Annotated in this window: 13 protein-coding genes and 1 pseudogene; 11 read left to right on the forward strand and 3 right to left on the reverse strand. The window is 72.4% G+C overall.

Going from position 1 to position 13126, the window contains the following annotated elements; genetic code table 11:
• Positions 1 to 61 precede the first annotated feature (61 nt).
• The gene (locus BM051_RS13335) at positions 62 to 1477 is read left to right on the forward strand and encodes a DUF2867 domain-containing protein (protein ID WP_092530455.1); all 1416 of its coding nucleotides are present in this window, start codon (positions 62 to 64) and stop codon (positions 1475 to 1477) included.
• A gap of 11 nt (positions 1478 to 1488) precedes the next feature.
• The gene (locus BM051_RS13340) at positions 1489 to 1983 is read left to right on the forward strand and encodes a hypothetical protein (RefSeq protein ID WP_092530456.1); all 495 of its coding nucleotides are present in this window, start codon (positions 1489 to 1491) and stop codon (positions 1981 to 1983) included.
• A gap of 56 nt (positions 1984 to 2039) precedes the next feature.
• Here BM051_RS13340 and BM051_RS13345 read toward each other — a convergent pair whose 3' ends face one another.
• Positions 2040 to 2882, reverse strand: a complete 843-nt coding sequence (locus tag BM051_RS13345) for an urea carboxylase-associated family protein (RefSeq protein WP_092530457.1) — start codon at positions 2880 to 2882, stop codon at positions 2040 to 2042.
• A gap of 153 nt (positions 2883 to 3035) precedes the next feature.
• On the opposite strand from BM051_RS13345, the gene BM051_RS13350 reads away from it, so the two are divergent.
• The 7 genes from BM051_RS13350 (at position 3036) to BM051_RS13380 (ending at position 9712) form a co-directional block, all read left to right on the forward strand.
• Entirely contained in the window at positions 3036 to 3887 is an 852-nt protein-coding gene (locus BM051_RS13350) for an SAM-dependent methyltransferase (RefSeq protein WP_092530458.1), read from the forward strand.
• A 105-nt stretch (positions 3888 to 3992) separates the two neighbouring features.
• Entirely contained in the window at positions 3993 to 5384 is a 1392-nt protein-coding gene (gene tig / locus BM051_RS13355; protein ID WP_092530459.1) for a trigger factor, read from the forward strand.
• A 136-nt stretch (positions 5385 to 5520) separates the two neighbouring features.
• Positions 5521 to 6126 (forward strand): ClpP family protease, encoded by a 606-nt coding sequence (locus BM051_RS13360; protein WP_092530460.1) that lies wholly within the window; start codon positions 5521 to 5523, stop codon positions 6124 to 6126.
• Between the two features lie 29 nt (positions 6127 to 6155).
• The gene (locus tag BM051_RS13365) at positions 6156 to 6785 is read left to right on the forward strand and encodes an ATP-dependent Clp protease proteolytic subunit (RefSeq protein WP_092530461.1); all 630 of its coding nucleotides are present in this window, start codon (positions 6156 to 6158) and stop codon (positions 6783 to 6785) included.
• 222 nt (positions 6786 to 7007) lie between these two features.
• Positions 7008 to 8303, forward strand: a complete 1296-nt coding sequence (clpX, locus tag BM051_RS13370; RefSeq protein ID WP_092530462.1) for an ATP-dependent Clp protease ATP-binding subunit ClpX — start codon at positions 7008 to 7010, stop codon at positions 8301 to 8303.
• Between the two features lie 23 nt (positions 8304 to 8326).
• Positions 8327 to 8698 carry a hypothetical protein gene (locus tag BM051_RS13375; RefSeq protein WP_092530463.1) on the forward strand — a complete coding sequence of 124 codons (372 nt, stop codon included), beginning with the start codon at positions 8327 to 8329 and terminating at the stop codon, positions 8696 to 8698.
• An 84-nt stretch (positions 8699 to 8782) separates the two neighbouring features.
• Positions 8783 to 9712 (forward strand): sensor histidine kinase, encoded by a 930-nt coding sequence (locus BM051_RS13380; RefSeq protein ID WP_092530464.1) that lies wholly within the window; start codon positions 8783 to 8785, stop codon positions 9710 to 9712.
• Between the two features lie 15 nt (positions 9713 to 9727).
• Here the strand turns inward: BM051_RS13380 and BM051_RS13385 are convergent, their stop codons facing one another.
• Both BM051_RS13385 and fdhD read right to left on the reverse strand, forming a co-directional pair.
• Positions 9728 to 10678 (reverse strand): alpha/beta hydrolase, encoded by a 951-nt coding sequence (locus tag BM051_RS13385; protein WP_092530465.1) that lies wholly within the window; start codon positions 10676 to 10678, stop codon positions 9728 to 9730.
• Between the two features lie 62 nt (positions 10679 to 10740).
• Positions 10741 to 11565, reverse strand: a complete 825-nt coding sequence (gene fdhD / locus BM051_RS13390) for a formate dehydrogenase accessory sulfurtransferase FdhD (protein ID WP_092530466.1) — start codon at positions 11563 to 11565, stop codon at positions 10741 to 10743.
• A gap of 144 nt (positions 11566 to 11709) precedes the next feature.
• Here fdhD and BM051_RS13395 point away from each other — a divergent pair.
• Together BM051_RS13395 and BM051_RS13400 are read left to right on the forward strand one after the other, a co-directional pair.
• Positions 11710 to 12077, forward strand: a pseudogene (locus BM051_RS13395) (MFS transporter); the annotation flags it as partial.
• Between the two features lie 226 nt (positions 12078 to 12303).
• Positions 12304 to 13032, forward strand: coding sequence for a DUF899 family protein (locus tag BM051_RS13400; RefSeq protein WP_208325968.1), 729 nt, complete (start codon positions 12304 to 12306; stop codon positions 13030 to 13032).
• The last annotated feature ends 94 nt before the right edge of the window (positions 13033 to 13126 follow it).

Consider the following 13126-nt stretch of genomic DNA (forward strand, 5'->3'; position numbering starts at 1 on the left):
CCGGCCTGGTGATACTGGGAGCCCGGTCGCGGGAGGAGATCGGCCGGGACGGGGAGGAGCCATGACGCGCTGCCTGGTGCTCGGCGCCACCGGCTACGTGGGCGGCCGGCTGGTGCCGCGGCTGCTCGCCGCCGGCCACGAGGTGCGTTGCCTGGTGCGGGACGGGGCGAAGGCGGACGGGCTGGCCGCGGCTGGGGCGACACCGCTGGCCGGGGACGTGCTCGACCGGCACTCGCTGGACACCGCGATGGCCGGCGTCGACGTCGTGTACTACCTGGTGCACTCGCTGGACGCGCCGGACTTCGTCGCCAGGGACCGGCGCGCGGCCGAGCTCACCGCGGCCGCGGCCGCCGAGGTCGGCGCGCGGCAGCTGGTCTACCTCGGCGGCCTGCACCCCGAGCGGGACGAGGACCTGTCCGCGCACCTGTCCTCCCGGTGCGACGTGGCGGAGGTGTTCCTCACCGGCGCGGTGGCGGCGCTGGTGCTGCGCGCCTCGATGATCATCGGCACCGGCTCGATCAGCTACGAGCTGCTGCGCCACCTCACCCACCGGGCGCCGGTGCTGCCCGCGCCGCCGTGGCTGGACACCCGCATCCAACCGGTCGCGATCACCGACGTGCTGCACTACCTCACCGCCTGCGCCGCGCTGCCCGCGCCGCGCCGCGGAACGGTCGACGTGGGCGGCCCCGAGGTCCTCACCTACCGGCAGCTCATCCAGCGCTACGCGCGCATCACCGGGCTGCCGAAGCGGCTGCTGGTTCCCGCGCCGGCGCTGCTCACCCGGCTCGCCGGCCCGGTGGTCGACGGGCTCACCCCGGTGCCCGGCCGGATCGCCACGCCCCTGCTGGAGTCGCTGCGGCACGAGATGGTGTGTCACGGCGTGCCGGTGACCGACGTCCTGCCGGCCCCACCGGGCGGGCCGACCGGGGTCGACGCGGCGATCCGCGCGCACGACCCGCTCGCCGCCACCGCTGCCCCCGGCAAGCCGGGCACGGACAGCGGGCCGGTGCTGCGGGACACCTGGGGGCTCACCACGCCGGCCCGGCCCGACGACGTGTGGCGGGTGGTGGCCGGCATCGGCGGCGACGCCGGCTGGCGGGTGCCCGGTCTGGTGTGGACGGCGCTGGGCCTGGCGGACCACCTCGTCGGCGGGGTGGGCCTGCACCGCGGCCGGCCCGGCGAGCTGACCAGGGACGCCGTCGTCGACTGCTGGCGGGTGGTGGAGTGCGACCCGGTGGCCCGGCGGCTGCTGCTGGTGGCCGAGCTGCGGCTGCCCGGCCGGATGTGGCTGGAGCTGGGGGTCGAGCCGTGCGACGGCGGCGCCCGGTTCCGCCAGGAGGTGCTGTTCTACCCGCACGGCGCGGCCGGCTACGCGTTCTGGCTCGCCCAGCGGCCGGTGCGGCCCGTGGTGTTCGGCACCATGGCACGCAACATCGTGCGGGCCGCCGAGCGGGAGGCGCCCGCGCCGACCGGCTGAGGAGGCACGGGGTGACGGGACGGCTCGCGCGGACGGCGGGGGAGGGCGTGCTCGCCGGGTTCGCCGGCACGACCGCGATGACGGTCACCGCCGCGGTGTACGCCCGGCGACGTGGCCCGCTGGAGCCGGACGAGTCGGGCACCCTGCCGGTGATCGACTTCGACAACAGCGACCACGTGGTGATCGCCGCCGCGCGGCTGCTGCGGCTGAAGCCGCGCACCCCCGCCGCCCGGCGGGCCCTGTTCCACCTCGTCCACTGGGGCTACGGCTCGGCGGTCGGGATCGGCCGGCAGCTCATCGGTCGCGTGGTGCCCGGCGAGTTCGCCGGCACCGCCGTGTTCTACCTGGCCACGCAGGCGATGGCGGTCACCGTGTTCCCGCTCGCCGGCGACACCCCGCCGCCGTGGCGGTGGAGCCGGGAGCAGCGGGCCACCAGCGTGGTCGGCCACCTGGTCTACGCCGGCACGGTCGGCGCCGTACTGGCCGCGCTCCGCCGGCGCCGCTGAGGCACTGAGGCACTGAGGCACTGTCGCCGCTCGCGGAACCGTCGCCGCTCGCGGAACTACCGCTCGTCCCAGCGGGGCGCGCGCAGGCCGTGCACGCTGCGGTAGGCGGCCCGCTCCGGCGGGCGCCACCCGGCGAGCAGCTCCGGCCGCGGCCGGTAGACCTCGACCCCGAGCGGCCGGCACACCTTCACCGGGTCCCGGGCCTCCGGACCCCACAGGGGCACCGAGAGGTCGCCGCCGGGGCAGGTGGACAGCGCGCACAGCAGGTCGAGCTCGGCGAAGAACTCGAGGTGGTCGCCCGGCCGGGCGGGGCAGGCCTTCATGAAGTACTGGTCGTCGGCGTTGAGCCCCGTGCACTGGAAGACGTTGAGCACGTCGTGCACGTCGAACTCGGTCAGCCCGTAGGGCAGTACGGCGCGGACCAGGTTGGAGTGGCAGTGGAAGTCGAAGTCCTCGCCGGTGAGCATGCGGTTCACGTACGGGTCGCAGCGGGTGCCGAGCAGGTCGTGCACCCGGCCTCCCTCGGCGTCGACGCCGTAGCCGGCCAGCGAGTCGGCGGTGATCGTGACCAGCGGGCGCAGGAACGGCAGCGTCGACCACAGCCGGTCGAACGTGCTCACGTGCGCCCGCTGGAGCTGTCGGGTGCGCGCGGCCCACAGCCGTTCCCTCGGGTCGTGCAGGTTCCACACGTTCAGGTCACCCACCTGCGGCCCGTCCAGCGTGACCAGCCGGCACAGGTGGCCGCGGGGCACCGGCCACGCCCGCCCGGAGCGGATCGGCACCTCGAAGGACTCCACCAACTCGTGCTCGCCGTGCGCGGCGGCCAGCCGCCCGTAGAAGGCGCGGTCGACGTCCAGCGCGCCACCCTTGGTCGCCCGGTAGGCGCTTTCCGTTGCCACGCCCGCACGGTAACGCCCGACCCTCGTCGTGGGCCATCGGGTGACGACCGGATCGGCGGTACCCGGCGGCTCGCTAAGGTGGCCCACGAGGCTCACGAGGTCAGGGACGCGACGAGGAGGTCGGGCGATGGTTGGGGACTGGGGAGCGGAGTCATGAGCGACGAGCAGCGGCCGGTGTACGTACCGCAGGGCGTCGACCTGGAGAAGCCCAACGCGGCCCGCACCTACGACTGGTACCTCGGCGGCACCACCAACTGGGCGGTCGACCGGGAGTTCGGCAAGCAGGTGCTGCAGGCGTTCCCCTCGCTGAAGCCGTTGGCGCGGATCAACCGCGAGTTCCTCCGCCGTGCCGTGCGGTACTGCGCGGCCCAGGGCATCCACCAGTTCCTCGACATCGGCTCCGGGGTCCCCACCGCCGGCAACGTGCACGAGGTGGCCGAGGAGGTCGACCCCACCAGCCGAGTGGTCTACGTCGACAACGAGCCGGTGGCCGTGGCGCACTCGAAGGTGCTGCTGGAGCAGCGGGGCGACCCGCGGCGGCACGCGACGATCAACGCCGACCTGCGCGACCCGGAGCACCTGTGGAACGAGGCGACGGCCACCGGGGTGCTCGACCCGAACGAGCCGATGGCGCTGCTGATGGTCGCCGTGCTGCACTTCATCCCGCCCGGCGCGGGCGCTGAGGAGGCGGTCGCCCGGTACAAGGAGCTGCTGCCCAGCGGGTCCTACCTGGTCGTCTCGCACGCCACCAACGACGGCGTCCCGCCGCACCTCGCCGCCGAGCTCGGCGCGGCGGAGGAGCGGTACAAGCGGGCCAACACCCCGGTCGGCTACCGCACCCGTGAGCAGTTCAGCGCGTTCTTCGACGGGTTCGAGCTGGTCGAGCCGGGCGTGGTGTGGTTCCCGGAGTGGCATCTCGACGACGTGGACTCCGAGCTCAGCGCCGAGTGGGCGCACGACCCGCCGTCGAGTTGCGGTTTCGTCGGGGTGGCGCGCAAGCCGTAGGGCCAACCCGGCCTCGGCCCGGCGAGCCCGCGGTCCTAGACTCTGCCAGTCCGGGTCCGCGACCGACCTGGGAACATCCACTATTTCCAGCTCGAGGAGAACACGTTGAAGAGCACCGTCGAGCAGCTCAGCCCGACGCGCGTGAAGATCAATGTCGAGGTGCCGTTCGACGAACTCAAACCGAACTTCGACCGCGCCTACCGCAAGATCGCCCAGCAGGTCCGGATTCCCGGCTTTCGGCCGGGCAAGGCTCCGGCCCGCGTGCTGGAGAGCAGGATCGGCCGCGCACCGGTGCTCGACGAGGTCGTCAACGAGGTCATCCCGGCGAAGTACCTCGAGGCCGTGCGGGCCGGTGAGGTCCGCGCGCTCGGCCGGCCCGACTTCGAGGTCACCCGGCTCGAGGACCGCGAGGTGCTGGAGTTCACCGCCGAGGTGGACATCCGCCCGGACATCACCCTGCCGGACTTCTCGAGCGTCGCGGTGACCGTCGACGACCTCGAGCTGACCGACGAGGAGATCGACTCCCAGCTCGACGAGCTGCGGGCCCGCTTCGGCACCCTCACCGGCGTCGACCGGCCGGCCGAGCAAGGCGACTTCGTCTCCATCGACCTGTCCGCCACCGTCGACGGTGCGGAGGTGCCCGACGCCACCACCACCGGCCTCTCCTACGAGATCGGCTCCGGCCAGCTCGTCGAGGGCATCGACGAGGCGCTGGTCGGCGCGCGGGCCGGGGAGACGAAGACCTTCACCACCAGGCTGCTCGCCGGGGAGCACGCGGGCAAGGACGCCGAGGTCACCGTCACCGTCCAGTCGGTCAAGCAGCGCGAGCTGCCCGAGGCCGACGACGAGTTCGCCCAGCTGGCCAGCGAGTTCGACACGCTGGACGAGCTGAGGGACGACCTCCGCAAGCGGCTCACCCAGGTCAAGCGGATGCAGCAGGGCGTGCAGGCGCGGGACAAGGTGCTGGAGGCCCTGCTCGAGGCCACCGAGGTGCCGTTGCCGGAGAAGGTCGTCGACGCCGAGGTGGACAACCGCAAGCACGACGCGATCCACCCGTTCGACCACGACGAGGCCGCGTTCGCCCGCGCGCTCGAGGCCGAGGGCAAGAGCCTGGAGGAGTTCGACTCCGAGGTCCGCGCCGAGGCGGAGAAGGCGGTGCGCACCCAGCTGCTGCTGGACACCGTGGCCGACGCGGAGAAGGTCGACGTCAACGACGCCGAGCTGACCGAGCGAATCGTCTACCAGGCGCAGCGGTTCGGGATCAGCCCCGACGAGTACGTGCAGCGGGCCCAGCAGTCCGGCCAGCTCGGCGCGATCTACGCCGACGTGCGGCGTGGCAAGGCGCTGGCCGGCGTGGTCCGGCAGGCCACCGTCACCGACACCTCCGGCAACGAGGTGGACCTCGGCGACCTGTTCGGCTCGACCGAGTCGACCCCTTCGGGTGACGGCGACGAGACGCAGGTCACGGGCGAGGCGGGAACAACCGACCAGCGGTGATGCTCTCAGCGAACTCGGGCGGTGTCAGGCATTCTGCGCCGCCCAAGTTCGTTAGGGTCGGTTACAAGATCCGCACAGCAGAACGAACGGCAGAGCGGGGCGCGCCCGCGCCCATCTCGCGAAAAGGCAGGCAGACGTGACGCAGCACTTGCCCGAGGGGCGGACCACCACCGCAGGGCTCAACCTCACCGACTCGGTGTACGAGCGGCTGCTCGCCGAGCGCATCGTCGTGCTCGGCTCCGAGGTCAACGACGAGATCGCCAACCGGATCACCGCGCAGCTGTTGCTGCTCGACGCCGACGACTCCGAGTCGGAGATCCGGTTCTACATCAACTCGCCGGGCGGGTCGGTGACCGCGGGGTTCGCCATCTACGACACCATGCAGCTCATCCGGCCGGACGTGGCGACCTACGCGATGGGGATGGCCGCGTCCATGGGCCAGTTCCTGCTGTCGTCGGGCACCCCCGGCAAGCGCTACGCGCTGCCGCACGCCCGGATCATGATGCACCAGCCCTCGGCGGGCGTGGGCGGCACCGCGTCGGACATCGCCATCCAGGCCGAGGTCTACGGCAAGTGGAAGCGGGAGATCGCGGCCATCACGGCGGAGCAGACCGGGCAGACCGTCGAGCAGATCATCGCCGACGGCGACCGGGATCGCTGGTTCACCGCCGAGGAGGCCAAGGACTACGGCTTCGTGGACCACGTGCTGTCCCGCGAGCCGCGTACCGGCTCGGACCGCTGAGCACGTACCGAGCCAACGAGGAGACGGACATGAGCGAGCTTCACCTTCCCCATTCCCGGTACGTGCTGCCCGAGTTCACCGAGCGCACCAGCTACGGGATCAAGACTCACAACCCGTACACGAAGCTGTACGAGGAGCGGATCGTCTTCCTCGGCGTGCAGGTGGACGACGCCTCCGCCAACGACGTGATGGCCCAGCTGCTGCACCTCGAGCACGAGGACCCGGACCGGGACATCACGATGTACATCAACTCGCCGGGCGGGTCGTTCACCTCGCTGATGGCGATCTACGACACGATGCAGTACGTCAGTGCCGACATCATGACGGTGTGCCTCGGTCAGGCCGCCTCCGCGGCGGCTGTGTTGCTGGCGGCCGGCACCCCGGGCAAGCGGCTCGCGCTGCCCAACTCCCGGATGCTGATCCACCAGCCGGCCACCGAGGGCACCTACGGCCAGGTGTCGGACCTGGAGATCCAGGCCAACGAGATCCAGCGGGTCCGCCGGCTGATGGAGGCGACGCTGGCCAAGCACACCAACCGCTCGCCCGAGCAGGTGCGCGACGACATCGAGCGGGACAAGATCCTCACCGCCGACGAGGCCAAGGAGTACGGGCTCATCGACGAGGTGCTGCCGTACCGGAAGGCGTCCGGGCGGAAGTGAGACAACCAGACCAGGAGACCGGCGTGTGCCACCCGGCGACGCCGGTCTCCTGGTCTAGGGTGGCCCCTCGGCGCGTTTCGCGGGCCGTTGGTCCTCCCGTCGGACGCGTCGGGCGGGTACCGTCAGTGGCAGCGCGCGTGACGCCAGCGACCAGAGGTGGCCGCGAGGGCAGGCAGACAGTCAGGTGCACCCGGTGCGCCGGAGGGGACGAGGTCAACGGTCATGGCACGGATCGGCGACGGCGGAGACCTGCTGAAATGCTCTTTCTGCGGGAAGAGCCAGAAACAGGTGAAGAAGCTCATCGCCGGACCAGGCGTGTACATCTGCGACGAGTGCATCGACCTGTGCAACGAGATCATCGAGGAGGAGCTGGCCGAGGCCGGTGACGTCAAGCTCGACGAGCTGCCGAAGCCGGCGGACATTCGAGACTTCCTCGAGCAATACATCATCGGCCAGGACGACGCGAAGCGGACGCTCGCGGTCGCGGTGTACAACCACTACAAGCGCATCCAGTCGGAGAACCGGACCGGGCCGAAGGACTCCAAGGACGAGCCCGTCGAGATCGCCAAGTCGAACATCCTGCTGCTCGGCCCCACCGGCTGCGGCAAGACCTACCTCGCGCAGACGCTGGCCAAGCTGCTGAACGTGCCCTTCGCCATCGCCGACGCCACCGCACTCACCGAGGCCGGCTACGTCGGCGAGGACGTCGAGAACATCCTGCTCAAGCTGATCCAGGCGGCCGACTACGACGTCAAGCGGGCCGAGACCGGGATCATCTACATCGACGAGGTCGATAAGATCGCCCGCAAGTCGGAGAACCCGTCGATCACCAGGGACGTCTCCGGCGAGGGCGTGCAGCAGGCGCTGCTGAAGATCCTCGAGGGCACTACCGCCTCCGTGCCGCCGCAGGGCGGGCGCAAGCACCCGCACCAGGAGTTCATCCAGATCGACACCACGAACGTGCTGTTCATCGTGGCCGGGGCGTTCGCGGGCCTGGAGAAGATCATCAACGAGCGGGTCGGCAAGCGCGGCCTCGGCTTCGGCGCGGAGATCCGCACCAAGGCCGAGATCGAGGAGAGCGACGTCTTCGGCGACACCATGCCGGAGGACCTGATCAAGTTCGGGCTCATCCCGGAGTTCATCGGCCGGCTCCCGGTGGTGGCCAGCGTCACGAACCTGGACAAGAAGTCCCTGGTCCGCATCCTCACCGAGCCGCGCAACGCGCTGGTGAAGCAGTACAAGAAGCTCTTCGAGATGGACAACGTGGAGCTGGAGTTCACCAAGACGGCGCTGGAGGCCATCGCCGACCAGGCGGTGCTGCGCGGCACCGGCGCCCGCGGCCTGCGGGCGATCATGGAGGAGGTCCTCCAGCCGGTGATGTACGACATCCCGAGCCGAGACGACGTGGCCAAGGTCGTGATCACCGAGCAGACCGTCAGGGAGAACGTGAACCCGACGATCGTGTCCCGGCAGCCGTCCCGCCGCCAGCGCGGTGAGCGCGGCGAGAAGTCGGCCTGAGCCGGTCCCGCCACATCCGCCCGATGACCGCTCCGGCCTCGCACGGTCCCGCCCCCGACGGTTCGACCGGGTACGACGAGCCGCGCGGCCTGGCCGAGCTCTCCCGGCACGTGGTGGCGCGGCTGTACCGCCGGCACCCGAAGCTGCGCCTGGTCGCCGCCGTGGCGCTGGGCGTGCTCGCCGCGGTGTGCGTGGCGGCGACCGTCACCCGCGCCTCGCCGGCGCCGCTGATCCCGCTGCCGGCGCTCGCGCTGGCCGGCTACGCGCTGCACCGCACCCGGCGGGCGGCCGATGACCGCGCGCTGCTCGGCTGGACCCTGCTGGCGGCACTGGGCGTCGCGGTGTGCTTCTGGGCGATGAGCATCGTCGCGCGTTGGCTCGACAAGGTCGGATAACGGTTCCGCCCGCTCGCTGCCTCCGGCGTTTGTCCCGTTCCCGTTCGGGGTAACTACCCGCGCGATGTGGAACGGAGGCCACCTGTGACGGCTCGAGCGACCGGGACCGACACGGTCTCTCACCAGGCGCTCCTCTACCGCGGACGGGACGAGTACGTGGCCGGCACCGTGCCCTTCGTCCAGGACGCTCTCGCCGCGGGGTTGCCGGTGCTGGTGGCCGTGCCCCCACCCAACCTGGACCTGCTCCGCGCCGAGCTCGGCGACGCGGCGGGGGAGGTCAGGCTGGTGGACATGTCCGAGGCCGGGCGCAACCCCGGGCGAATCCTTCCTCGGGTGCTGCTGGCGTTCGCCGACGCCCACCCCGGACCGGTGCGCGCCATCGGTGAGTCGGTGTGGCCGGGCCGGTCGGACGCCGAGTACCCCGCCTGCGCCCGCCACGAGGCCCTGATCAACCTGGCGTTCCGCGACCGGGACGGCGCCATCCTGTGCCCCTACGACGCCGCCCGGCTCGACGAGGCCGTGGTGAAGGAGGCCGCGCTCACCCACCCGGTGATGGTCGAGGCCGGGGGGACGCGGCGCAGCGCCGACTTCGACCCCCACCGCGTCCTCGCCGAGCGCGACCGGCCGTTGGACCCACCGCTGGCCGCCGTGAAACTGCCGTTCGACGTCCGTGGCCTGCGCGCGGCCCGGCAGTTCGCCGTGGCCCGCGCCACCGAGCTGGGCCTGGCCGGCGAGCGCCTCCGCGACGTGGAGCTGGTGGTCTCCGAGCTGGTCGCCAACAGCGTCGTGCACGGTGAGGGCGGCGGTGTGCTGCGGGTCTGGGCGGACGGCGAGCACGTGCTGTGCGAGGTGACCGACGCGGGGCGGATCGTCGACCCGCTCGCCGGGCACCTTCCGGCGCCACCCGACCAGCTCGGCGGGCGCGGCCTGCTGATGGTGCACCAGCTCGCCGACCTGGTTCGGCTGCACACCGGGCCCGGGGGCACGACCGTGCGGGCGTACTTCCGCCGCTGACGTGCGTGGGCTCCACTACGGTGTGGCCGGCAGGTACCGGCCGAGGAACCGGACCAGGCTCGGCAGCACGGTCCGGTAGAACCCGTCGCCGTGGCCACCGCGCGCGGTGTAGCCGATCTCCGGGCGGGCCAGCGCGATGAACCGGCGCACCCCGGGGATGAAGCCGTCGTCCGTGCCGCACCACACCGCGGTGGGGACGTCGGCGAGCGCCTCGACGTGCCGGAGCGGGTCGAGCGCCAGCCATTCCCGCATCCCGCTGAAGGCGCGGCGCTTGCTCATCTCGGCCCAGGTCGTGATCAGGGCGGGGGACAGCGCCGCCACCGCGGCCGGGGGCCGGCCCCGCTCGACCCGGCGGCGGGCGTAGAGGAGGGCGCCGAAGCCACCCATCGACACGCCCGCGGCGGCGAATGGCGAGCCGTCGGCGCCGCCGAGGCCGCGGTCGCGCAGCCAGCGCGGCACCTCCTCGAGCAGCATCCGCATCGGGTCGTCACCCGGCCGGTTCTCGTGCCAGTAGTGGTCGCCGCCGTCCACGGCGACGAACCCGAACGCCGGCACCGCGCGCCGAGCCACGTCGGTGGCGAGTTGCCGGAGCAGCCCGGACGGCGCGGCCGCCCTGGCCGAGCCGCCCCGGCCGTGCAGGAACAGCGCCATCGGCAGTCCGGCCCGGGGCGAGGAGGTCGGCAGCATCGTCACCAGGTCCACCTCCCGGCCGCGGGCGGCCGAGTACACCCGCTCGACCCGGAACCGGCCGGGCCGCGGTTCCGGCCCCGACGCGACCCCCAGCGTGCGGTGCATGGCCGGGCCAACCGGCAGGGTGTCGGTGGCGATCCCGCCGGCCACCACGGACACGCCGAGGCCCGACGCCGTCGCCAGCAGCACCGACCGACGGCTGTGCCGCCGCCCGCCGTCCGGTCCCGCCACCGCGACCCCCTTCACACCCGAGCCATCGGCCCTCCGTGATCCCATCGTCGATCACCGCCCTGGTGTTGCCATCGGCCGTCCGGCCGATCCTGCCGGCCGAACGGCCCTCACCCGGGTATTCGCCCCTCCCCGCAGTAGACGTTCATGCTGTTCCCGCGCAGGAAGCCGACCAGCGTCATCCCGTGCTCCTCCGCCAGCTCGACGGCCAGCGACGACGGGGCGGACACGGCCGCCAGCAGCGGGATGCCCGCCATCGCGGCCTTCTGCACCAGCTCGAACGACGCCCGGCCGGACACCAGCAGCCCGGTGCCGGCCAGCGGCAGCAGGTCGTGCAGCAGCGCCCAGCCGAGCGCCTTGTCCACGGCGTTGTGCCGGCCGACGTCCTCCCTGACCACCAGCAGCGTGCCGGTCGCGTCGAACAGGGCCGCGGCGTGCAGTCCGCCGGTCGCGGCGAACACCCGCTGCCGCGACCGCAGCGCCTCGGGCAACGTGGCGAGGACCTCGGCGGTCACCCGGAACGGCGAGTCGGCGGGGTCGAACCGGGTGGCCAGGCGCACCGCCTCCAGCGCCGCCTTGCCGCACACGCCGCAGGAGGAGGTGGTGTAGAAGTTGCGCTCCACCCCGGTCGCCGGAGGCGGTACGTCGGGCGCCAGGGTCACGTCGAGGACGTTGTAGGTGTTGCGGCCGGTGTCGTCGACGCCGGCACAGTAGCGGGCGGTCGCCACGTCGACCCGGTCGCCGATCACTCCCTCGGCGAGCAGGAAACCGTGGGCCAGCTCGACGTCGTCGCCAGGGGTGCGCATGGTGACCGCCAGCGGGCGGCCGTCCACCCGCAGCTCCATCGGCTCCTCGGCGGCCAACGTGTCCGGCCGGCGGTGCCGCCCCTCGGGGGTGAGCCGGCGCACCGGGCGCCGCACCGTCACCCGACCCATGTCACCCCACCCATTGGCCGCTCCTCTCGATCCTGAGCGATCGTGTCCAGTCTTGTCCTCGCGTCGGCGCTGCGCGGCGCGGCGGCCAGGCACTGGATTGCGCGCTCAACCACGTGCCAGCGTAGGCGAGCGGAGGGTTCCGGGATGGGCGTCGGCTTCCTCGACCGGTCGCGCGGTGTCGCGCCGCGGGGCTGGAGCCGCTGGCTGATCCCGCCCGCGGCGCTGTCCATCCATGTGGCGATCGGCCAGGTGTACGCGTGGAGCGTGTTCAAGCCACCGCTGGAGGGAGCGCTCGGCCTCACCGGCACGCAGAGCGCGCTGCCGTTCCAGCTGGCCATCGTGATGCTCGGGCTGTCCGCGGCGTTCGGCGGCACCCGGGTGGAGCGCAACGGGCCGCGGTGGGCCATGTTCGTCTCGGCGAGCTGCTTTTCGGCAGGGTTCCTGCTCTCCGCACTGGGCATGGCGGCGGGGCAGGACTGTGGGTGGCCGTGCCGTTCGGCTACGGCCTCGTCGAGCTGATCGCCAAGGTCGTCCGGCTCTTCTGAGAGCGCAACTGCGAAGTTGTCGGCCCGACGTGGTTGGTGCAGGGCTCGGCCGAGGGCGCTCCCTGCGGCGGTGAGTTCCGGCCGGGTCGCGCGTCTGTGCTGGAGACCGTCATATGACGATGCCCGGAACGAGACACCACGGAGGACGACCACGCCGGACGACCCGGCCACCGCGCTGCCCGGCCGCCCGCCCGTGGTCGACCTGGCCACCTGGCAGGCCGCCCGTGCCGAGCTCCTGGTCCGCGAGAAGGCCCACACCCGCGAGGGCGACGCCCTCGCCGCGGCCCGCCGGCGGCTGCCGATGGTGGAGCTCGACGGAACGGTCGAGGTCGTCGGACCGGACGGCCCGGTCCCGTTCCTGGACCTGTTCCAGGGCCGCGACGAGCTCGTGGTCTACAAGCACATGTGGCACGACGGCGCGCCGCACCAGGGGCAGTGCGAGGGCTGCACCACCACGGCCTGGCACCTCAAGGACGCCGGCTACCTCAACGCCCGCGGTGTCTCGTTCGCCATCCTGACCACGGGCCGGTGGGACGAGGTGGCCTCCTACGTCGAGTTCATGGGCTACACCCAGCCCTGGTACTCGGTGCGCGACGTGGACGCGCCGGTCGGTGGCGGCATGGGTTACCTCACCTGCTTCCTGCGCGATGGCGACCGCGCATTCCTCACCTACTCCACGACAGGCCGTGGCAACGAGCCGGCCAGCGGGTCCTTCGGCCTGCTCGACATGACGCCCTACGGCCGCCGCGAGACGTGGGGGGATAACCCCGAGGGCTGGCCCGAGGGGCGCGGCTGGTGCTGGTACTGGCGCTCGGACGCGGACGGGAACGCCACCTGGGGCCCGACCAGCCGCCCCGTGCCGCAGTGGACCCGCCCCGGCGCGACTCCCGTGGAGACCCTCGGCCGCCAGGGCCACCACTGACGCGCCATCGCCGACGGCGTCGACACAGGTGTGGGGTGCCGGGCGAACCTCCGGACGAGACGAGGGCCGCCCGCGCGCTCCTGGTTCTCGACGT

The organism is Amycolatopsis arida (assembly GCF_900115565.1).
GTDB classification, from domain to species: domain Bacteria; phylum Actinomycetota; class Actinomycetes; order Mycobacteriales; family Pseudonocardiaceae; genus Yuhushiella; species Yuhushiella arida.